The 21,325-nt window shown below is 48.4% G+C and carries 25 protein-coding genes and 1 riboswitch; of the genes, 19 read left to right on the top strand and 6 right to left on the bottom strand.

The window, feature by feature from the left end; all coding sequences use genetic code 11:
- The first annotated feature begins 5 nt into the window (after positions 1–5).
- From ACHWTJ_RS15535 to ACHWTJ_RS15510, 6 genes are all read left to right on the top strand, one after another.
- Positions 6–1,196 (top strand): 2,3-diketo-5-methylthiopentyl-1-phosphate enolase, encoded by a 1,191-nt coding sequence (locus tag ACHWTJ_RS15535; protein ID WP_294748746.1) that lies wholly within the window; start codon positions 6–8, stop codon positions 1,194–1,196.
- Positions 1,193–1,852, top strand: a complete 660-nt coding sequence (locus ACHWTJ_RS15530) for a 2-hydroxy-3-keto-5-methylthiopentenyl-1-phosphate phosphatase (RefSeq protein ID WP_294748744.1) — start codon at positions 1,193–1,195, stop codon at positions 1,850–1,852. The genes ACHWTJ_RS15535 and ACHWTJ_RS15530 overlap by 4 nt, the downstream gene beginning before the upstream one ends.
- Positions 1,849–2,469: a methylthioribulose 1-phosphate dehydratase gene (locus tag ACHWTJ_RS15525; RefSeq protein WP_294748742.1), complete on the top strand. Its 621-nt coding sequence runs from the start codon at positions 1,849–1,851 to the stop codon at positions 2,467–2,469. The genes ACHWTJ_RS15530 and ACHWTJ_RS15525 overlap by 4 nt, the downstream gene beginning before the upstream one ends.
- Positions 2,470–2,485: 16 nt before the next feature.
- On the top strand, positions 2,486–3,022 hold the full coding sequence (locus ACHWTJ_RS15520) for an acireductone dioxygenase (protein WP_023467032.1): 537 nt from the start codon (positions 2,486–2,488) through the stop codon (positions 3,020–3,022).
- A gap of 124 nt (positions 3,023–3,146) precedes the next feature.
- Positions 3,147–3,635, top strand: a complete 489-nt coding sequence (locus tag ACHWTJ_RS15515) for an arsinothricin resistance N-acetyltransferase ArsN1 family A (RefSeq protein WP_064300625.1) — start codon at positions 3,147–3,149, stop codon at positions 3,633–3,635.
- Positions 3,636–3,695: 60 nt separating this feature from the next.
- Positions 3,696–4,451: an MBL fold metallo-hydrolase gene (locus ACHWTJ_RS15510; RefSeq protein WP_294748739.1), complete on the top strand. Its 756-nt coding sequence runs from the start codon at positions 3,696–3,698 to the stop codon at positions 4,449–4,451.
- 48 nt (positions 4,452–4,499) lie between these two features.
- Here ACHWTJ_RS15510 and ACHWTJ_RS15505 read toward each other — a convergent pair whose 3' ends face one another.
- The gene (locus tag ACHWTJ_RS15505; RefSeq protein ID WP_294748737.1) at positions 4,500–5,138 is read right to left on the bottom strand and encodes a pentapeptide repeat-containing protein; all 639 of its coding nucleotides are present in this window, start codon (positions 5,136–5,138) and stop codon (positions 4,500–4,502) included.
- Positions 5,139–5,315: 177 nt separating this feature from the next.
- Here ACHWTJ_RS15505 and ACHWTJ_RS15500 point away from each other — a divergent pair, with 177 nt between their 5' ends.
- The 8 genes from ACHWTJ_RS15500 to ACHWTJ_RS15465 all read left to right on the top strand — a co-directional run bounded on the left by ACHWTJ_RS15500 (position 5,316) and on the right by ACHWTJ_RS15465 (position 11,840).
- The gene (locus ACHWTJ_RS15500) at positions 5,316–6,638 is read left to right on the top strand and encodes a DNA polymerase (protein WP_047391492.1); all 1,323 of its coding nucleotides are present in this window, start codon (positions 5,316–5,318) and stop codon (positions 6,636–6,638) included.
- Entirely contained in the window at positions 6,622–6,951 is a 330-nt protein-coding gene (locus tag ACHWTJ_RS15495; protein WP_294739122.1) for a YolD-like family protein, read from the top strand. The genes ACHWTJ_RS15500 and ACHWTJ_RS15495 overlap by 17 nt, the downstream gene beginning before the upstream one ends.
- A 51-nt stretch (positions 6,952–7,002) precedes the next feature.
- On the top strand, positions 7,003–7,815 hold the full coding sequence (locus ACHWTJ_RS15490; RefSeq protein WP_023467025.1) for a ZIP family metal transporter: 813 nt from the start codon (positions 7,003–7,005) through the stop codon (positions 7,813–7,815).
- A gap of 332 nt (positions 7,816–8,147) precedes the next feature.
- Complete coding sequence (locus ACHWTJ_RS15485) at positions 8,148–8,984, top strand: undecaprenyl-diphosphate phosphatase (protein WP_294748732.1); 837 nt, start codon at positions 8,148–8,150, stop codon at positions 8,982–8,984.
- 107 nt (positions 8,985–9,091) lie between these two features.
- Complete coding sequence (locus tag ACHWTJ_RS15480) at positions 9,092–9,685, top strand: LemA family protein (protein WP_029340715.1); 594 nt, start codon at positions 9,092–9,094, stop codon at positions 9,683–9,685.
- Complete coding sequence (locus ACHWTJ_RS15475; protein ID WP_294748729.1) at positions 9,682–10,419, top strand: YgcG family protein; 738 nt, start codon at positions 9,682–9,684, stop codon at positions 10,417–10,419. The genes ACHWTJ_RS15480 and ACHWTJ_RS15475 overlap by 4 nt, the downstream gene beginning before the upstream one ends.
- Before the next feature lie 17 nt (positions 10,420–10,436).
- Positions 10,437–10,700, top strand: a complete 264-nt coding sequence (locus ACHWTJ_RS15470) for a DUF1294 domain-containing protein (RefSeq protein ID WP_394679990.1) — start codon at positions 10,437–10,439, stop codon at positions 10,698–10,700.
- Positions 10,701–10,877: 177 nt separating this feature from the next.
- Positions 10,878–11,840 carry an EAL domain-containing protein gene (locus ACHWTJ_RS15465; protein ID WP_394679989.1) on the top strand — a complete coding sequence of 321 codons (963 nt, stop codon included), beginning with the start codon at positions 10,878–10,880 and terminating at the stop codon, positions 11,838–11,840.
- A 48-nt stretch (positions 11,841–11,888) separates the two neighbouring features.
- Here the strand turns inward: ACHWTJ_RS15465 and ACHWTJ_RS15460 are convergent, their stop codons facing one another.
- Positions 11,889–12,914, bottom strand: coding sequence for an iron-containing alcohol dehydrogenase family protein (locus tag ACHWTJ_RS15460; RefSeq protein WP_394679988.1), 1,026 nt, complete (start codon positions 12,912–12,914; stop codon positions 11,889–11,891).
- 132 nt (positions 12,915–13,046) lie between these two features.
- On the opposite strand from ACHWTJ_RS15460, the gene ACHWTJ_RS15455 reads away from it, so the two are divergent.
- Positions 13,047–13,862: an aldo/keto reductase gene (locus ACHWTJ_RS15455; RefSeq protein WP_394679987.1), complete on the top strand. Its 816-nt coding sequence runs from the start codon at positions 13,047–13,049 to the stop codon at positions 13,860–13,862.
- 111 nt (positions 13,863–13,973) lie between these two features.
- Here ACHWTJ_RS15455 and ACHWTJ_RS15450 read toward each other — a convergent pair whose 3' ends face one another.
- The 3 genes from ACHWTJ_RS15450 to ACHWTJ_RS15440 form a co-directional block, all read right to left on the bottom strand.
- Entirely contained in the window at positions 13,974–14,717 is a 744-nt protein-coding gene (locus tag ACHWTJ_RS15450; RefSeq protein ID WP_294749667.1) for a general stress protein, read from the bottom strand.
- A 128-nt stretch (positions 14,718–14,845) separates the two neighbouring features.
- Positions 14,846–15,163, bottom strand: a complete 318-nt coding sequence (locus ACHWTJ_RS15445) for a multidrug efflux SMR transporter (RefSeq protein WP_294739144.1) — start codon at positions 15,161–15,163, stop codon at positions 14,846–14,848.
- The gene (locus ACHWTJ_RS15440; RefSeq protein WP_294739147.1) at positions 15,160–15,489 is read right to left on the bottom strand and encodes a multidrug efflux SMR transporter; all 330 of its coding nucleotides are present in this window, start codon (positions 15,487–15,489) and stop codon (positions 15,160–15,162) included. Before ACHWTJ_RS15440 ends, ACHWTJ_RS15445 begins: the two co-directional genes overlap by 4 nt.
- A gap of 269 nt (positions 15,490–15,758) precedes the next feature.
- On the opposite strand from ACHWTJ_RS15440, the gene ACHWTJ_RS15435 reads away from it, so the two are divergent.
- Positions 15,759–16,313, top strand: a complete 555-nt coding sequence (locus tag ACHWTJ_RS15435; RefSeq protein WP_294739149.1) for a GNAT family N-acetyltransferase — start codon at positions 15,759–15,761, stop codon at positions 16,311–16,313.
- Positions 16,314–16,454: 141 nt separating this feature from the next.
- Positions 16,455–18,809: an SH3 domain-containing protein gene (locus ACHWTJ_RS15430; protein ID WP_394679986.1), complete on the top strand. Its 2,355-nt coding sequence runs from the start codon at positions 16,455–16,457 to the stop codon at positions 18,807–18,809.
- 57 nt (positions 18,810–18,866) lie between these two features.
- On the opposite strand, the gene ACHWTJ_RS15425 is transcribed toward ACHWTJ_RS15430, so the two are convergent.
- A complete protein-coding gene (locus ACHWTJ_RS15425; protein ID WP_055970186.1) occupies positions 18,867–19,160 on the bottom strand; it encodes a putative quinol monooxygenase in 294 nt (97 codons plus the stop codon).
- A 77-nt stretch (positions 19,161–19,237) separates the two neighbouring features.
- Between ACHWTJ_RS15425 and ACHWTJ_RS15420 the strand changes: the two genes are divergently transcribed.
- Together ACHWTJ_RS15420 and msrA are read left to right on the top strand one after the other, a co-directional pair.
- Positions 19,238–20,416, top strand: coding sequence for a M20 family metallopeptidase (locus tag ACHWTJ_RS15420; protein ID WP_394679985.1), 1,179 nt, complete (start codon positions 19,238–19,240; stop codon positions 20,414–20,416).
- A gap of 62 nt (positions 20,417–20,478) precedes the next feature.
- Positions 20,479–20,582: riboswitch (SAM riboswitch) on the top strand.
- A 95-nt stretch (positions 20,583–20,677) separates the two neighbouring features.
- Positions 20,678–21,208 carry a peptide-methionine (S)-S-oxide reductase MsrA gene (gene msrA, locus ACHWTJ_RS15415; RefSeq protein WP_023467010.1) on the top strand — a complete coding sequence of 177 codons (531 nt, stop codon included), beginning with the start codon at positions 20,678–20,680 and terminating at the stop codon, positions 21,206–21,208.
- Positions 21,209–21,325 lie beyond the last annotated feature (117 nt).

Raw genomic sequence — 21,325 nt, 5'->3', positions numbered from 1 at the left:
AAGACATGGCTTATATCACTGCTACTTATCAATTGACTGCCCGTGATCGACTCGAGCAGCGCGCTGAACAACTCGCGCTTGGTCTGACAGTCGGTTCTTGGACGGAACTGAATCATCTCGAACAACAACAACTCGCCTCGTTCAAAGGGGAAGTCGTACATACCGAAGAGCGCGATGGCAAAGGATATATCACGATTCGTTATCCGGAACATAACGTGTCGCGCGACTTTTCTGCGATTCTGACGACCGTCTTCGGGAAACTCTCACTCGACGGTGAAATCAAATTAACGGAATTGCTACTACCCGATACATTTACGTCGGACTTTCCAGGTGCGAAATTCGGGATTGAAGGGGTCCGTTCCTTGATTGGTGTCGAAGATCGCCCATTGTTAATGAGCATCTTCAAAGGAATCATCGGACGCGATTTATCGTTTCTTCGTGATCAACTCGAAGGACAACTCGCTGGTGGGATTGATCTCGTCAAAGACGATGAGATCCTATACGACAATCCGTTAACACCGACGATTGACCGGGCACGAATCGGACGTGAGGTCATCGATGCTCACTTCCACCGGACTGGTAAACGTGCGTTATATGCGATCACACTCAGCGGTCCCGTCTTTACGCTCAAGGATCAAGCCAAACGATTGATTGACGCTGGAGCGACTGCTTTCTTGCTGAATACCTTCACATACGGACTCGACGTCTTACGCGAACTGGCGAGTGATCCGGAAATCAACGTTCCGATCTTCAATCATCCAGCATATAGCGGTGCGTTGATTGCTAGCCCGAATCACGGAGTCGCGGCCCCTGTTTTACTCGGCACATTACCGCGTGCTGCTGGAGCAGACTTGACGCTATTCCCGTCTCCTTACGGCAATGTCGCTTTGCCAAAGGATGTCGCCCGTGGCATCGCAGTCGAAGCGACTCGTCTCGGTCAGACGAAATCGATCTTCCCGGTTCCTTCAGCCGGTATTCATCCTGGACTCGTCGCTCAACTCGTACGGGACTTCGGCATCGATTCCGTCATCAACGCCGGTGGCGGCGTACATGGTCATCCGCAAGGTGCTGCGGCTGGTGTCATCGCTTTCCGTCAGGCACTCGATGCAGCACTCGCAACTGAATCCCTATCGGCGGCAGCCTCTCGTCATGAAGAATTACAGATTGCCCTCGACGCTTGGGGGATCAAGTCATGACCGTACGGATTCTTTGTGACTTCGACGGTACGGTGACGACACAGGATAATATCATCGCGCTCATGCAGGCATTTGCGCCAGCGCGTGACTTCGAACCGTTGAAACGCGGCGTACTCGACCGGACGTTATCGATTCAGAGTGGTGTCGGGCAAATGTTCGCACTTCTGCCGTCTGACGGAAAAACAGCCTATCTTGACTTTTTGTTGGAGCGTGCGGTCATTCGCGACGGATTTTCGGAGTTACTGCAGTACAGTCGTCGTCAAGGCATCGATTTTTCGATCGTCAGCGGTGGAATGGACTTTTTCGTCGAACCGATCTTAGCGCCATTCCTTGAACAAGAACAGATTTACTGTAACGTTGCTGATTTCAGTGGTCCATTCGTCCATATCGATTGGCCAAACGTCTGCGATGCCCATTGCACGAACGGATGCGGCTGTTGTAAAACGTCCGTTGCTCGGACACTACGTAAAGACGGTGACGTCATCATCGTCATCGGCGACTCGGTGACGGACTTCGAACTCGCAAAACAAGCGGATCGTGTCTATGCCCGTGATTATCTGATCACGTTGTGTGAAGAGAACGATATCGCCTATACACCGTTTGAGACGTTCCACGATATCGTTCATGATTTAACACGAGCGGAGGTGACAACATGACATTCATGCGACGGTATGAAGAGCTACGCGCCATCAAACAAGAGCTTGCGGCGCGCGATTGGTTCCCTGGTACGAGTGGCAATCTCGCCATTCGGACGTCCGGTGTCCCGGTTGAATTCCTTGTGACGGCAAGCGGAAAAGATAAACGGCAGACGACTCCTGACGACTTCGTTCATGTCGATGCGACCGGTCAATTGATCGGTGAGCAATCCGGGCGTCCTTCCGCTGAGACATTGCTCCATGTCGAGGTGTTCAATCGAACGGACGCCGGTTGTTCCCTGCATGTCCATACGATTGCAAACAATGTGATTTCGGAACTCTATGGCGATCAAGGCAGTATCACCTTTTCTGGTCAAGAAATCATCAAGGCACTCGGACACTGGGAAGAGGATGCGATGGTCACGGTACCGATCATTCCGAATCATGCGGACATCCCGACGCTTGCCGCTGCTTTTGCACCTCATGTCACAGCGGATAGTGGTGCCGTCCTGATCCGCAATCACGGGATCACGGTCTGGGCACCGACCGCCTTTGAAGCAAAGAAACACCTCGAAGCCTTCGAGTTTTTATTCAATTACACGTTGACGTTGCAATCATGCCGTCAATCCATTCATTAAAAGGAGGAATCATCTCATGGCAACAGTCTTATTCCAAGAAACAAACACACGGTATACGGATCAAACGGAAGTCGCTGACTTCCTTGCGTCACGCGGCGTTCTTTACGAACAGTGGGACGTTTCGAAACTTCCAGCGCCTCTCGTTGAGAACTTCACACTGACGGATGCGGACAAACAAACGATTCTCGATACGTTCGCTCCAGAAATCAAAGACGTATCAGAACGTCGTGGGTATCAGACAGCTGATATCATCTCACTTTCGGATACGACACCGAACCTGGATGAGTTGCTCGTCAACTTCCAGAAAGAACATCACCATACGGATGATGAAGTTCGTTTCATCGTCAGCGGTCATGGCGTCTTCGCGATCAAAGACGAAGAGGTCGGCTACTACAATATCGAACTCAATCCTGGTGATTTGATTTCCGTTCCTGTTAACACACGCCACTACTTTACGCTTCAAGACGATCGTAAAGTCGTTGCTGTTCGGATCTTCGTCACGACAGACGGCTGGGTTCCGATTTATGAAAACGAGACGTCAACGGTCTCTTAAGATCGATATAAGCGCTGTTTTCCTTCATATGAAGGAAATCAGCGCTTTTCTTATCGCACAAACATATCACTACATTGACACGTAACCGATATAATGAAGGAAAAGCGATGAGGAAGTGAGCGTCATGCATATTCGTCCCGTAACGGAACACGACTTACCAGCGATTCTCGCCATCTACAATGAAGGCATCGAAGATCGGATCGCAACGCTTGAGACCGACCAAAAGGACTTATCCTTCATGACCCAGTGGTATGCGGAACGCACCGATCGATATGCCGGATATGTCGCTGAAGATGATACAGGTGTCCTCGGCTTCATTTCCCTCGATCCGTATAATCCGCGTCCTGTCTACGCATCCGTCGGTGAGATTTCGGTTTATATCACTCGGACACATCGTGGACAAGGGATTGGCACACGTTTGCTCGAAACGATTGAACAACATGCCCGTGATCATCAGATGCATAAGCTGATCCTCTTTACCTTCCCATTCAATAAAATTGGACAAAAACTCTATATCCGCTCCGGGTTCCGGATCGTCGGAACGTTTAAGGAGCAAGGACAGTTGAACGGCGAATATGTCGACGTCATGGCGATGGAGAAACGCTTACGATAGGATTCATTGAATGCCAGACAGGGAATAGTCAATCCGAGTCATTGAGAGAGGATGAACCTAATGGATATTCAACAAATTCGTAATGCAACACTCGTTGTCACGTATGCCAATCAAGTCTTACTGATTGATCCGTTCCTTGGCGAAAAAGGCAGCTTACCTCCCTTCGGTCAAACACCGAATGCCGTCGCCAATCCACTCGTCGACTTACCGGTCGATGTCAAAACCCTGCTTGATCCTGACGCCATCTTCGTCACGCACCTGCATGCCGATCATTTCGACGATGCTGCAAAACAACTTCTACCCAAGCATTTGCCACTCTATACGCAGCAAGAAGAAGACGCGCAACAAATCCGAGAAGCCGGCTTCACGAACGTTTCTTCCTTCGATTCCGGTGTAACGATCGGTGATATCCAAATCCATCGAACAGGTGGACAGCATGGTGTCGGTGAAATCGGCGAACGGATGGGACGTGTGTCTGGGCTCGTCCTCACCCATCCGGACGAACCAACACTTTATATCGCAGGTGATACGATCTGGTGCGACGAGGTCGCGCATGCAATCGAACAACATACACCCGATATCATCGTCGTCAACAGTGGCGCCGCCCAGTTCTTGACTGGAGAACCGATCACGATGTCACAGCGTGATCTCCTTGCGGTACACGAAGCGGCGGCGGAAGCGACAATCATCGTCTCGCACCTCGAGTCCGTCAACCACTGTCTCTTGCGACGCGATATGATCGCTGACTTTTTAACTGCTTTCCATCTCTCTTCCCATTTCCTCATTCCAGAGGATGGCGAAACGATGTCATTTTAAGAACAAACCAAAAGTCTCTTTTCGAAATCCATCGAAAAGAGACTTTTTTTATGGAATGACCAACCCTAATAATCGAGCAAACGCGACTGCCTGTTCTTCCGTAATGACAGCACCCGATAAAAATCGTGGATCGATCGTGATACCAGAGAGTTCCGTTTGCCGGAGATCGAGACCTTTTAACGGGGTTTCAATCCATTGGCTATCGGTAAAACGTACCGTTTCGAGTTTCCACTGGGTCGGTTTCACTTCGAAGAACTGTGCTTCTTTCATCGTCGTTTCGCTCCAGTGTTGGTGACGGACCGTACTGCGAATGAACTGTGCGTAATCCGCAAGTCCTTCCTGAATCGTCAAATGATCCAGCGTACAATCCTCGAACTGAACACCCGTCATCCGGCATCCGACGAAGGACACACGGTGAAAACGAGTTTCTTGGAAGTGACATCCCGTTAAGTCACATTGCTCAAAACGGATATCTTCGAACGAACCACGGTCAAAGGTTAGATTCGCGAACGAGACATGTTGAAAACATACTTGATAAGCATCGATGCGTTCTGTCAGTTCACTCGGCATCGACTCTTTCTCATAACGCGCTCCTTTCAGATACGGGTCATCGATTTCGACTTGATCGAACGTCTCTGGCTGAAGCGTCTTCGGTAATTCTGGTAAACGGATAACGATCTCTTTCATGGAGATTCCCCCTTTTTTCTCTCCCTTAGTGTATCAAACTCCTTTTCTATAAGGGTAAATCGCTTGAATTCCCCCTTTTTTTAAACAGTTTTTATTTTGAGACACTTTGAGACCGTGCTATAGTCAAGGAAAATCAAAATAAGAACATACGTTCTTTTATGTAAAGGAGTGATTCAGATGTTTCCTTCCGTCGTTTTACCACAAGATAAACGTATTTTTTGCGTCGACAGTGTTTCCTTCTACGCCAGCTGTGAATGCCAGTATCGCAACCTCCCTCCCTTGACGACACGTCTTGCGGTCGTCTCCGATTTAAAACGAAGTGGGTCCGTCATTCTCGCTGCCACCCCTGCCTTAAAAGCGCTTGGAATCAAGACAGCCGGTCGACTGTATGAAATCGAGCAATTGCCATACGCTGTTCGTCGTACGATTCAACTTGTCGAACCACGTATGCTTGCTTATATGAAAACGTCGATTCGTGTCCTGGATGTTCTGCACCAATTCGCACCACCTGAAGCCATCCGCGTCTATTCGATTGACGAAAGCTTCATTGACATGACCGGAACCGATCGCCTATTTGGTTCCGACCTGCAAGCTGCTCTCAAAATTAAAGAAGCGATCCTGAAACAGACCGGCATCCACGTTCGGATCGGGATTGGTCCAAATAACGTCATCGCAAAACTGACGCTTGATTTAATCGGGAAAAAAGAAGGCATCGCGCGATGTGGATATGCTGATGTCGCACGACGTCTACATGATTTTCCGATTCGAAAGATGTGGGGAGTCGGACACCGTATGGAACAACATCTGCAGATGATGGGGATTGAAACAATCGGTGATCTTGCCATGCGCCCCGTTGAAGAGTTACACGAACGCTTCGGTGTGATCGGTGCCGAACTGTGGCATCACGCTTGGGGGCTCGATGCGTCACCGACGCTCCTTGCCCCTCGTCATTTGTTCGAGAAAGCCCCTCAACGGACGATCGGACACGGTGTGACCTTGATGCAGGACTATTATCAGTTCGAACGCATTCGAAATGTGCTCAATGAACTGGTACAGGATGTTGCCGCACGTTGTCGCTTTTCGAATCAAGTCGGCTGGACCGTTCACATCGGTGTCCGCTATTCCCGAAACGTCGTCCGAAGTGGCTTCTCTCGTCAAGTGCGATTGCCTTATCCGACATCCGATGAACGCATCATTTTGCGTCACGTCTTACAATTGTTCGAACCGAATTGGCTCGATGGAGAACCTGTTCGTTTTTTATCCGTCGCAGTGGGACATTTGACTGCCGATCAAGGTACCTTACAGTTGTCTTTGTTCGAGGATAATGCGCGGCTCTGGAAACGGCGACGGTTATTAAAAGCAATGGATGTCGTCAATCTTCGCTACGGAAAAGGGACGATCCGACTCGCTGTCTCGTTTCTTGATACGAGCGTCGCCAAACGACGACTTCGTTTCGTCGGCGGTCATCCGGGAGGTGATCTTCATGACAGCGTATCGTGATCGGGGAAATTTAAAATGGATTCCTTTTCTCATGCCGGAACATTTGCAATTGTTGCGGGAATACTATGTCCAGATGCATCAGCTCGACTTGCCTGAAATTGATGAACAGTTGCAAGAATCATGGCACTTTCTGCTTCAAGAGGCTTTAATAGAAGGAAACGAACTTGAAATCACGTATTATAAGGAAAGTAGCTACGTGACGGTCGTTGGTTTTGTGGAACGCCTAGAGCCCGAACGTTCCGTTCTCTTTCTACGTGGTCGTGTTGTAGTGGAAATTCCCTTCACACGAATCGTCCGGATCGAAAACGGGTAAGCTCACATACAGATGGATGCTTCAAATCGTGCCCGGAAAGAAGGAATAGTCATGTTAGATTGGTTTACTTCCCTCCCCGTCGTCGTGCAAGCATTGCTTGCCGGAATGATGACGTGGGGGTTAACCGCACTTGGTGCGGCACTTGTCTTCGTCTTTACGACGATTGAAAAACGCGTCATGAACATGATGCTCGGTTTCGCTGCCGGCGTCATGATTGCCGCGTCATTTTGGTCGTTGCTTGCTCCTGCAATCGAGTTCACGGAGCAGGATGGTGGCATCGCTTGGATTCCTGCTGCCATCGGTTTTCTCGCTGGCGGATTTTTCGTTCGTCTCCTCGACTTCGTCACGCCGCATTTGCACTTATCAGCTCCACTCGAGACGGCTGAAGGTCCTTCGACAGGACTCAAGAAAACGACGCTGCTGTTTCTTGCGATCACGTTGCACAACATTCCAGAAGGTCTTGCGATTGGTGTCGCTTTCGGTGCCGCCGCCTTGAACATGGACGGGGCGACCGTCGCCGGTGCCTTAACACTCGCACTCGGGATTGGCATTCAGAACATGCCCGAAGGCGCCGCGCTATCGATTCCGCTACGCGGTGAAGGCATGTCGCGTCGGCGCGCCTTCCATTACGGTCAATTGTCAGCAATCGTCGAACCGATTGCTGCGATGGTCGGTGCAGCCGCGGTCTTCTTCGTTCAACCGCTTCTGCCGTATGCATTATCGTTCGCCGCTGGTGCGATGATTTTCGTCGTCGTTGAAGAATTGATTCCGGAATCACAAGCAGAAAACGGATCCGATTTAGCGACACTTGGTTTGATGGTCGGTTTCACGGTCATGATGATTCTAGACGTCGCTTTAGGTTGAAATCGGAGGCAACGAGCAGTGGGGCGAATCGTCTACTGCTCGTTTATCTATTCCCATTCGAAATCATCATTCGATTTGAAGTTGTTTTGACCTTGTGTGATCAGCGTAGGATTCTCTTTAAAATGCTGTCTTACATACACACTTCGTATTGAAGTTTGCGTCGCCATCCTAAACATTTCGTCTCCTGTGCTCTCTATTAGTAAAGTGCGTCTTCACGCATCGGATTGATCATGCTTCCTCAGACCTGCGCCCGATATTCCGATTGGTTCTATCTCACAAGAATAAAACATGATATGTTTTTACATAGCACATCATTATAGAAGGAGATTACCATGCATATCATTGAACTCTTGAAAGCTCTTTTACTCGGTTTTGTCGAAGGGATGACAGAATTCGCGCCTGTCTCTTCAACGGGTCATATGATCATCGTTGATGACATGTGGTTACAAACAACGGAATTTCTCGGTAAGTACTCAGCGAACACCTTTAAAGTCGTTATCCAACTCGGATCAATTCTTGCGGTCATCGTCGTCTTTTGGAAACGTCTCTTCAGTTTGATCGGTCTGTATAAAATTGAAGGAGAACACGATGCGACAGGGACACACAAGTTAAAACTACGTCACGTCCTGATCGGTCTATTACCTGCTGCTGTCCTCGGATTGCTATTCGAAGACTTCATCGATGAGAACCTCTTCTCGATCGAAACGGTCATCATCGGTCTTGCGGTCGGTGCCCTCTTGATGATCGCAGCCGACAAACTCGGACCAAAGGAACCGAAAACGACATCGCTTGATCAGATTACATATCGTCAAGCAGCACTCGTCGGTCTGTTCCAATGTATCTCCCTTTGGCCTGGCTTCTCCCGTTCTGGTTCAACGATTTCCGGTGGAGTCTTCCTCGGGATGAATCACCGGACGGCAGCCGACTTCACGTTCATCATGGCTGTACCAATCATGTTCGGTGCTAGTTTCCTCTCGCTCGTCAAGAACTGGGATAACATTCAAGCAAGTGACTTCGGTTTCTATGCCGTCGGATTCGTCGCATCGTTTGTGTTTGCCCTCTTATCGATTCGCTTCTTCCTGAAGCTGATCAACAAGATCAAACTCGTTCCGTTCGCGATCTATCGTCTCGTCTTAGCAGCCGTTCTTGCTGTCATCGTCTACATGTAATTCCTAACCGTTAGCTATTTTAGCTGACGGTTTTTTATTTTTTTGAAACTAATTCACTCGGTTAAGGGTATATAGGGATGAGACATAATTAAAGGAGTGAACGCCATATGGCACGCAGAAGTCGGAGTCGATCAAAACTCCCGTTAATCATCGGAGTCGTTGTCGTCGTCGTGATTGCCTTTTTAGCAATCGGACAATACAATAGCCTCGTCAATGTAGAAGAAGATGTATCGAATAAATGGTCGCAAGTCGATAACCAGATCAAACGTCGTGCGGATTTGATTCCGAACCTTGTCGAAACCGTCAAAGGTGTCGCAGGTCAAGAAGAAAAAGTCTACGGAAAAGTCGCTGAAGCTCAAGCTGGTCTTGCGCGCGCCGCCTCAACCGAACAGCGGATTGAAGCCGATCAACAAGTCACGTCTTCGCTTCGTGGATTGATTGCTTTGCAAACCACCTATCCGGAACTAAAATCAAGCGAACGATTCCAATCGTTGATGGATACGCTGGAAGGAACAGAAAATCGTCTTGGGATCGCCCGCAAGGATTACAACGATGCCGTGACGCTTTATAACAAAAAACGTCGGAGTTTCCCAACAGCCCTCTATGCCTCTGCATTCGGGTTCGAGAAAAAGCCGTATTACGAGATTTCAGACAGCGACCGAGAAAATCCGACTGTCGACTTTAACAGTGATTCGAAATGATTCGGCGGTGGACGCGACTTCTGTTGAGCGCGTTCCTCGTCTTCTTCCTCTTCGTTCCGACAGCTAGTGCCGTTTCAGAACGAACGGGAGCAGCCTTTTTCATTCAAGATGATGCTCAGTTGCTCACCCCATCGGAAGAAGCCGAACTCGCGCAACTCGGTCAGGAGCTGGAACAGTACACGACGGCACAAGTCGTGCTGAAGACGGTTCCAGATTTAAAGGGACAGGACTTAAGTTCTTACGCCAATGAAACATTCCGGCGACAAGGAATCGGTCAAAAAGGAAAAGACAATGGGGTACTCGTCGTCGTAGCCCCGAACGAAAAGAATCGGCAATTCCGGATCGAGGTCGGTTATAAACTAGAAGGTATTCTGACGGACATCACGGCTGGGCGTATTCTCGATCAATACGCGGTTCCTTATAAAGAGAACGGTGAGTATGGAAAAGCGGCGATCGAAACATACAAAGCTGTCGTCAGTGTCATTTCAAAGGATCAATCGCTCGAGTCACAAGATCCTCCAAAAACCCAAAATGATGGTGGGCTTCCACTGTGGACGAAGATTCTAATCGGTGCAGGGTTACTGATCTTATTGTTCCTCGATATGAAGTTCACCGGCGGTATGTTCTTCTTTGCGATTTTAAACATCTTTTCCGCGATCATGCGCGGTGGTGGTGGAAACGGCGGCAGTCGTGGTGGCGGCGGAAGTTCCGGCGGCGGTGGTGCCGAACGGTAGAAAAGGAGTCGGTTTTCATGAGGATCATCTTAGGTTATTACATCATCCTGACACTCATCGGATTTGGCTCGATGTGGCAGGATAAACGTCGAGCACGACAACATGCTTACCGGACACCGGAAGCGACACTATTGACGATTGCTTTTCTCGGTGGTGCGCTAGGTTCTTGGATCGGTATGTACACAGTCCGGCACAAGACACGGAAAGCGAAATTCCAATGGCTGGTGCCGCTTGCAGCTGTGTTGCATCTCGCTTTCTGGATATTTTACACTTCACAATGAAATAATGTGACCGATAGAGAAGGGAACGTACGGAAATGTGTCCGTCGTTCCCTTCTCTTTTTGGGATGAGGTCAATGATTATAAAAGATAGGTTTAAATTCTTTTTCTCTCAGGGTAAAGAGTTTAACCAATTTAATTAATACATCTTTTGATGTATCGAGAGGTGGACATCTTTTTATGTGGCATCCTTGCGCCGAATGCACGACATCAATCCGTTTTATTGAAGCGGGAGCACTCCATATCCAGTCACCAACACCAGAAATCTATTCCTATCAATCATTCGAACAACTCGAACAGTTACTGACGTCGCTCTTGCGTGTAGCGGATTATCCGGTATCCTGTCGCGCCACACAATCGCGTTATGTGACAGCACCTATCCTAGCTTCAGCACTCTTAGAACAGCTAAAGCATCGGTCAGCGATTGATTTTATCCAGCACGGCGTCATGACAAGCCATCTGCAACCGATTTATGATATTCAACAAAATATCCTCGTTGCGAACGAAGCCTTACTGCGCGCAGCAGATGACAATACGCCGATCTCACCGGGTGTCTTATTCTCCACTGCCTCGAAGATGGGGCTTCATTCCCGTCTTGATCAACGAGCGCGTGAAGAAGCAATCCGTGCGACGCATCATATCGGGGGAACATCAAAGACATTCATTAACTTCCTTCCTTCGACAATCTATAATCCGGAGTACTGCCTGCGTCATACGTTTGAAATCGTCGAGCGTTATCAAGTTGATCCGAGTCGACTCGTCTTTGAGGTCGTCGAGACGGAAAAAATTGAAGACGTCAATCATTTGAAACACGTCTTCGAACAATATAAAAAGCAAGGTATCCAAGTGGCGCTGGATGATGTCGGGACAGGCTTCTCGACACTCGACATGTTGTCATTGCTTCAACCGGATTATATTAAGATCGACCGCTCCTTCATCGATCATTGCGATACGAATCCAGAAAACGAAGCCTTTTTACGGAAAGCCCGTCATCTGACACGAGAAATGGGGATTCAAATCTTAGCGGAAGGCATCGAACGGCAAGAAGAACTCGATCTTTGCCGCGAACTCGACTTTGATCTTGGTCAAGGATACTTACTCGGTCGTCCTGCTCCTTACGCTCGCTTTGCGAAAGCACAATAAAAATACGCACATGGACCGTCTGATTCGGAACATGTGCGTATTTTTGTTTTACGTCGTCGAAACGGAAATCGTCTCGTTTCGAGTGATGGCATCGACTAATTGTTCTGCTGACACGATTGGACGTAACAGACGACACAGTTCCTCTTTCGCCGTTCGTAAGGCGAGTGCTTGAACGACATCGAGCGACAATCCGAAGTCCGCGAGTGACGCCGGTTGTTTTTGCGCTAGGAGATACTCATACAGTTCTGTGTAATCGGCATCATGCCCAAGTAACATCTCTTGGACGAGTAGTCCGTAACCGACCTTACTCCCGTGTAAAAACGCATGTGTTTCTGGATAAGGAGACAACGCGTTATGCACCGCGTGTCCGATTGCACCGCGTGTCGCCGCGTCACCAAAACCACCAATACTTCCGGCTAACGGAATGACGGTTTCGACGAGATGTTGGATTTCAACGGGATACTCACGAAAGCGTGTTTCTGTCACGGTCGTCGACAGGATGAGATCCTTGCATCGTTCAGCTGTTCGGAGTGCCGTTTCGATGACAGGATCGTTTGCTGTAGATCCGCTCAAGGCACGTGCTTCATACCACTTCGCTAACGTATCGACGAGCCCGGCGACGAAATAGTCATACGGACTCGCTGCGATGATCCGATGATCGAGCAAAAGCGCTTCAATCACGACGGGAAACGTATCAAATCGGATATACTGTCCCTCTTCGTTATACATGACACTAAGCGGAGTCCATGGGGCACAGTTCGAGACGATTGTCGGAATGACAATGATCGGGCGTTGTAATTGAAATGCGACCTGTTTTGCCGTATCGATGACACTCCCACCTCCGAGCGCAAGAATCACGTCGTATGGAGCACATACTTGTTTGAAAGCATCCACTTGTTGATCCGTACAATGACCTTCAAATAAAAGATGTGGTAATTCTGGTAAAGAAAAAGCGGCTGCTTCATAGGCTTGACGTCCATGAATCAGGACTGCTGAACGAGTACCTATCATTTTTCCGAGTTGATCGAGCGCGTTTTCCTCATGTATGTATTGCAAAACAGCTTGTCGAATCACAGAATCGCCTCCTAATATTTGTTATCGCTCAGTATACGCAAAAGAACTCGCTTCGGCAATCATTCGATTTTTACAAGAGGAGCGCGTACACTAGAAAAGTGAAGAATTTACTACAAAGGAGTCGATGAATCGATGCAACAGATCACGTTAAACAACGGTATCAGCATGCCCCAACTCGGATATGGTGTTTTTAAAGTACCGGAAGAAGAAGTATATGAAGCGGTCAGCGAAGCACTCCGCGCCGGGTATCGCTCGATCGATACAGCGATGATTTACGAGAATGAAGAAGGCGTCGGTCGCGCGCTGCGTGACTCCGGTATTCCCCGAGAAGAGATCTTTCTGACGACGAAAGTCTGGAATTCCGATCACGGCTACGAAGAGACACTTGCTGCTTTCGAGACGAGCCTACAAAAGCTTGGTGTCGATTATGTTGACTTGTATCTGATTCATTGGCCGATGCCAAAAGAAGATCGTTATGTCGAGACATGGCGGGCGCTCGAACATCTCTATGCAGAAGGAAAGACGCGTGCCATCGGTGTTTCGAACTTCCATATCCCTCACCTGGAACGGATTTTAGCCGAAGGATCAATCGTTCCTGCCGTCAATCAGATTGAACTCCATCCGTTTCTTAGTCAAGAAGCGATTCGGGACTTTTGCCGCAAGCACGGTATCGTCGTCGAGGCCTGGAGTCCGTTGATGAAAGGACGCGACGCGTTGACGCATCCGGTCATCGTCGATATCGCCGATCGTCATCAGAAAACACCGGCTCAAGTCGTTCTCCGTTGGCACTTGCAACACGATATCGTCGCGATTCCGAAATCCGTCACGCCAAGCCGCATTCGCGAAAATCTCGATGTCTTCGACTTCAGCTTGTCAGATATCGATATGCAAGCGATCGATCAATTGAATGCCAACGTGCGCACAGGATCGAATCCGGATCATAAATAAGACGAGATGATTCTTGTTTAATCTCCATACAAAAAGAAGGTACTTTTCGGATTTGATCCGGAAAGTACCTTCTTTGATTATGATCCTAACACGTGATTCCACTCTATTATTTTAGCGGTCTAAATTATTCCCATGGTCTTGCTTGGCGATATCATCTGATTGATGTTTCGATTGACGGTGCTCTTCGCCATCCTGCGTTGCATCATGTTCCTTTTCCTCGCGTTCTGTTTCCGGACGTCGGAAATCGTCATCCCGACGCATCGCGATATCCGGTTTCCGATTCCCATCGAGCTTTTTCGCATGATCGATTGCCTGCTCGTCTTGCGGCATCTTATCCGTACCGGCGCGGTGCAAGTCGATTTCCGCGTGTTCTTCCTTCGAATCCTTATCAACGTCAAGCGGGTTGCCGGAACCAAGTTGTGCGTTAGAATTCGCATCTGACGACGTATGCGTTTCTTCGCCACTACCATAACGAACTTTTACATCAGGATGCGTATTGTCTGTATTTAAATGTGGATCAAACTGAATGTCCTGGACTTCAAGCAGAAGAACAAATCCCCCGCCCTCGACTTCCGTTTTACGTTGTTCGATTTCATTGTCTGATAAATCGAGTGATGTAAACAAATCATCGACCTCTTGATCGCGTCCCTTGTTTCCACGGATCCGGTCGATCCAAGATGGTTTCGTCGTCGCGATTTCTGCGTCCATCTGACTACGGACGAGCGCGATGTTCGACTTCTCTTTGACGATGACGTAGAAGTCTTCCTCCCGATGTCCTTGAATGTGCAGTTCGTCCATTTTTGAGATCAATTCTTCTTCTGAATAGAATGTTCCGATATATTGTTTCGTTTTCATGGATGTTCTCCCCTTATCGACACGATTTGTCATGCGTGACTTCTATAAGGAGTATTTCCTCTTTTGCGTTAAAATATGCCAAAAAACATGCGTTCCGCTAAAACGTCATCTGTTTGACATGTAAACGATCATTCACCGACGAGCTTCAGACCAATCGTCGCACTTAAGACGAGACCGATACAGACGAGTCGCTTCCAGTCTTTTGATTCGTTATAGAGCACCATGCTGAGAATCGCACCACCGGCTGCTCCAATTCCCGTCCATACTGCGTACGCCGTTCCCATCGGTAAGCCATTCATTGCAAGTGTCAAAAATAGAAAGCTGAGTCCGAATCCCGTCCCCATCAACAGTAGATTCTTTGTATTCTTATTTTGATTGAACGTATTGATCAAGACGACACCAAACATCTCAAAGATTCCGGCAATGATTAAATAAATCCAACTCATGCTGATTTCTCCTCTCCACTGACTAATTTCAGACCGATGACGCCAACGAGCAAGACAGCGATCAATGCTAATTTCGTCACAGAAGCCGCTTGATCGAACAAGACGATATCCGTCACGACCGTTCCTGCTGTTCCGAGACCGACGAAAACAGCATAGACCGTTCCGACCGGTAAATGGTTACTCGCTTTGATCAGCACGGTAAAGCTAACGATGATACAGACGATCGTTGCAGCCCACTCAAGTGGTGTTGCCGCATGTTTTAATCCAATGACCCAGCCGACTTCAAAACACGCTGCGACGATGATGCCAATCCAATACTTTGCCATAGTAGTTGCCTCCTGATAGGTAAATTCAAATGAAAAAGCCCGGGAGTAAGCGAGACGATTCGCTTTACTCCCGGGCTTTTATCCCTCCGTTGCATGGACAAACGCCCATGTTCCTCCCTCGGTCCAGCCGTACGGAACCCTAGAGGATACTCCCTATTCCATTCGATACAACCACCCTAGCACGCCCTTTTTCCCATGTCAAACAGGAATCCGTTCCACATCTGTCAAATAGAATCAACGTGACTTCATCTGAAAGAGGAGGATGCTGCATGCGTTATAAAATCAATGATCAACTTCGGATTCGTCGTTTTACACCAGAAGATGTAGAAGCCGTTCACGCCTATGCCTCACAACCCATCGTCAGTCAATTCCAGTCATGGGGACCGAATACCGAAACGGATACGAAACAATTCCTACACGATGCGCTTGAAAGTGAACTCGAGACACCAAGACGTCGTTATGTCTTTGCCGTGACGTTTCCAAGTGACGTCGTCATCGGTGCCGGTGAGCTCGTCATCACAGACGTTGAGAATAAAATCGCAGAAATCGGATACGTCCTCTCGCCTGATGAATGGGGGAACGGATACGCGACGTCGATCGCCTCTTTCCTTCTCCAATTTGGTTTCGAAAAACTAGAACTACACCGAATCACGGCAACGTGTGACCCACGAAACGTCGCTTCCGAACGCGTCTTGCAAAAGGTCGGCATGACGAAGGAAGGACAGCTTCGCGAGACGGTCTATCTCGAAGATCACTGGCGCGATTCCTTGATTTACGGCATGCTTGACTGGGAATGGCAAGTGGATCACGAAGAAGGTAACTAACATATGACTTCAAACGGTGTGCCGATGCATACCGTTTTTTTATGGACAATCTCCTATTTTTTTGTTTTTTATCAATTTTTAAACAAACGCATGCTACACTATTCATAATGACAAATTTTAAGAATTGGAGTGAACCTCTTAATGAAAAAATGGACTGCTCATGTTGCTGGACTTGCCGCAACGTTAATGTTGAGCTCGGTTTTACCCGCACCCGCTTTCGCTGAATCACCACCTGTTCAACCGACAGCAGAAACACAAACAGTCACCGAGACAACCGGGACGGCTTATTTGAAAGAGGATGCTGCGTTGCTACAGACGGCTGATTCTACAACGGTCATCCAACAACTACCAGCAGGAACGACATTCAAGACACTCGGTACGGACGGTGACTTCACTCGTGTCAGTTGGCAAGAAGGTACTGCTTATGTCGCAACAAACGTCTTAACGCAAACAGCACCTGTCTTTCAAAAACAAGCAACGCTGATGTCAAAAAGTCCACTCTCATTAGTTGCTTCACCATTTGATTCCACCGTCGTGACGACACTTCCTGCTTATCAGCGAATCGATACATATGGCACCTTCGAAACGTTCACACGCCTGAAATGGAACGAGCAATACGTCTATGTATCTACGACACAACTCGAGCAACTTCCGAAATTAGTTGGAACGCGTTATGCCAAACGAGCGACTGCTCTTTTCGTTGAGCCGAAGACCACGAGCGCAAAGACAGCCGTCACTCAAAATCAAGCATTCGAAACGTTCGGTACGACGGGTAGCTTCACTCGCGTAGCGACTAAAACCGGTTACGCTTTCGTATTGACGGCTGATTTAGCTGATACGCAGGTCGTGAACCATCCAGAAACAGGAGTGCGTTACGTCCAACAGCAGACGACGGTCTATGCCACTGCGACTACGAAAGGAGAAGTCGTACAATCGCTTCCTGTGAATACTTCTCTTCAGACGTACGGCGTCGAGGGTTCATTTACACGAATCAAACGAAACGATGAGTATGCCTATGTATTGACGGCACATCTCGGTACGTTGAAATACTATCCGAAGACTGCACGCCTCTATGTTCAGCGCTCTACACCGATCTATAGTGCACCGAATGCTTCCGGCTCCATAATCGATCAACAAAAAACAAATACCTTATTAACGATCTATGGTAAAAGTGGCATCTACAGTCGAATTATTTTCCGCGGAGTCCATGCCTACGTTAAAACAGCTGATCTTGGCAGTGAAAAAGTATACGCCGCAACCGGAACACGGTACGCCAAACGTAACTTGTCCGTCTATACGTCTGCTTCAACGAAAAGTAAAGTGATGTATTCTGTCAAACGAGCTGACAAACTAACGATTTACGGCACGAGCGGCAGTTACACACGATTAAAAAAAGGGGCGGTCTACGGTTACGTCAAGACGAGTGATCTCGTCACGAAAAAGCCGGATTTGTATGACGTTACCGGTCAACGTTACGTGACAGAGGACGACGTCGTCATTCGGTCACAGGCAAAACTGTCGGGTAAAAAAATCGGCACGTTGAAAAAAGGAAAATCGATCACCATCTATGGAAAAAGCGGTTATTTTACACGTGTCAAATATAATAATATCTTTGGTTTCGTCGATTCGAGTCGGATCGGACTAAATAAACCAAAAGCAAAAGCGAAAAAAGGGACGACGTTTTATGTCCATCTGGACCAGACGCCACTCTTCTCTGCTGACGTCGCTTACAGCCGTCCAGCTGCCTATTTGAAAAAGGGAACAAAGCTGATTGGGCTGAAATCAATTGATGATGATTTTTGGCAAGTTCGCTTAGCCAGCGGTCAAACGGGTTACGTCCTCAACCCTTACATCAGTACGAGTAAACCCGATATGCGTTTGACACAAAAAGCAATCAACCGAACGAAAATCTATACCGTCAAACAGACGACATCCTTCTTTTCGAGTCCAACCAGTCCAAAAGGCAGCGGACTCGTTGAACAAGGCAAACGTGTTTATCCGCGTCACCGGGTCGGAAACTTCTATGTCATCCAGTCAGGCTGGACACCTGTCTATCTTCCGGTCTCTGCCGTGACGATCACGTCCGATAAACGAGTCGTTCAAAAGAATAATACGCGCGGTGAAAAGCTGATCCAAGCAGCCGTTCAACATATCGGAACACCTTACACATGGGGTTCGCAAGATGCCGTGAATGGTGGTTTTGACTGTTCCGGTTTGATTCACTACGCGACGAACAAGGCTGGAAAATACGGTGGTCGGACGAACGTTCGTGGTTACTGGTATGGTGCGTTCTTTACGAATCGCCGGACGAGTATTGCAAGTGGTAAACGCTCAGATATCGTCTTCTTCCAAAATACGTATACGAAGGGCCCATCGCATATCGGAATCATGCTCGATAGCGAACACTTCATCCATGCGGGCGGTTCACAGCTTCAAATCAACTCAATTTATGAACCGCGTTGGCAAGAGCATTTCCTCGGTTTCAAATCGATGTAAGACAAAAGAGACGAACCCGTCGAATTCGACGGGTTCGTCTCTTCTTATCGCAACACGTCAAAATGTCATCTCGACGTATTTCGTCACTTGTCGATCCATCAAGTATAACTCGATCTGTTCACGGTAGGCTTTATAGTGGTCGGATGCGATATGCGCTTCGAGCGCCTCTTCGTCACGATACACTTCATACAGCATGAACTGATGCTCATCCTCGATCGATTGATGCAAGGAATAGCGCAAGCATCCTTCCTCTTTTTGTGCGGCATGATAGACCGTTTCTAAAATCGGAAAGACTTGATCCGCGAGTCCTGCTTTGATGGTAAGTACAGCGTTGACGACGATTTCTCCCATGTTTCATTATCCCCTTTCGTGATTACCTGTATCTGTACCCATTTTCACGAAAAAACACACGTCAAAGGAGCTTGAAGATGCAAACACAACTTTTTGAAGCACTCGAACAATTCGAACCGACGATGATCGCGTTACGTCGTGATTTTCATCGACATCCGGAACTCTCTTTCCAGGAAGTCCGCACACCAGAACGAATTGCAAACTTTTACGCGGAACGGGGCATCCCTCACGAAACAGCCGTCGGAGGTCGTGGTGTCGTCGCGACGATCGAAGGCAAACACCATGGCCCAACGATTGCGGTCCGTGCGGATTTTGATGCTTTACCACTTCAAGAAGAGACGACACTCGCTTTCCGGTCGATCCATCCTGGTGTCATGCATGCGTGTGGACATGATGGGCATACGGCGATGGTGATGGCCCTTGCTGCTACGCTCTATCCGTTACGGGATCAATTGCAAGGAACGATTCGAATCATCCATCAGCATGGAGAAGAGGTCTTTCCTGGAGGAGCCATCCAAATGATCGAAGCCGGCGTCCTCGAAGGCGTCGATGCGATTTTTGCGACACATCTCGAAAATGATTTACCGGTCGGTACGATCGGTTTTCGAGAAGGACATACCTTGTGCGCAATCGACGAATTCGAAATCATCGTCCATGGTCAAGGCGGGCATGCCCAGGCACCGCACAAAACAAAAGATGCGCTTGTCGCCGGTGCACAACTGGTCTGTAACCTCCAACACCTCGTCAGTCGACGGGTCGATCCGTTCGAACCCGCTGTCCTTGCGATCGGGTCCTTCCATGCAGGAACGGCACCGAATATCGTCACGGGTGAGGCACGCATCGTTGGGGAAATCCGGACGTTCAATGAGACACTACGACATCAACTCCGGCAAGAAGTCGATCTTGTCGCCAAAACGACGTGTGCCGGCATAGGTGCCACCTATTCGATTGACTTCACGACGGGTTACCCGGCGCTTTGGAATCATCCGGACGAGACAAAACTCGTTCAGGAAGCCGCTTCTTTCTTACCGGAAGCATCTGTCCGGGCACTCACACCGATGATGGCAGCGGATGACTTCGCGCATTACCTAACACATGTCCCGGGAAGTTATTTCTTTACTGGCTCCGGATATACGGACGGTCGCGTCAACTATCCACAGCATCATCCGCAGTACGAAATCAACGAACAGGCGTTGTTGATTGGTGCGAAGACACTCGGAGCGACGGTTTTACGTGCCTTGAAACCTAAGGATTGACTTTATTTCTGTGTGAATGGTATCATCACAACAATGATAACGAATGACATCAACTTCATATACCCTTATCAAGAGTGGACCGAGAGATCTGGATCGATGACGTCCCAGCAACCTGCGCATAGCAAGGTGCTACGACCAGCAAAGCGAAAGCTTTGGTTGATAAAAAGCGACGACTCCTTTTGCAACCAAGCGAAGGAGTCGTTTTCGTTTTTCTCGCTGTCAGACATACAATGGGAATTTCCCACGGAGAGGAAGAGACGGATGGAAAAAGCAACATTTGCAGGTGGATGTTTTTGGTGCATGGTGACACCATTTGAAGAATTACCAGGAATCGAGGGAATCGTATCAGGTTACATGGGCGGTCACGTCGATAACCCAACGTACGAGCAAGTTAAAACAGGAACGACGGGACATCTCGAAGTCGTCCAAATCACGTTTGACCCAAGCCTGTTCCCGTACGAGCGTCTGCTCGAACTCTACTGGCCGCAAACGGATCCAACAGATGCAGAAGGTCAATTCCAAGATCGCGGCACGCAGTACGCACCAGCGATTTTCTATCATACGGATGCGCAGCATGAAGCAGCAATCGCTTCCCGTGACGCCCTTGCTGCAAGCAATCGTTTCAAACAACCGATCGTGACGCGAATCGATGCCGCTTCTGAATTTTATCCGGCGGAAGAGTACCATCAAGACTTCCATAAGAAAAATCCAGAACACTATAAAAAAGATCGTGCTGCCTCTGGTCGCGATGCTTTCATCGAGCAGGAATGGAAAGATACGACGACGGTCTAATCACCTCGAACAACATACAGTAGCTGAGACTGATTTCAAACATCTCGTTCTTCCCTTACTTTCAGTAGAAAGTGGAGGATGATCGAGATGTTACGGGAGTCAGTTTTTTGTATGCAA

This window comes from uncultured Exiguobacterium sp. (genome assembly GCF_964277885.1).
GTDB lineage: Bacteria > Bacillota > Bacilli > Exiguobacteriales > Exiguobacteriaceae > Exiguobacterium_A.
The sequence above is the reverse complement of the archived record's forward strand: the minus strand, read 5'-3'. Positions and strand labels throughout refer to the sequence as shown.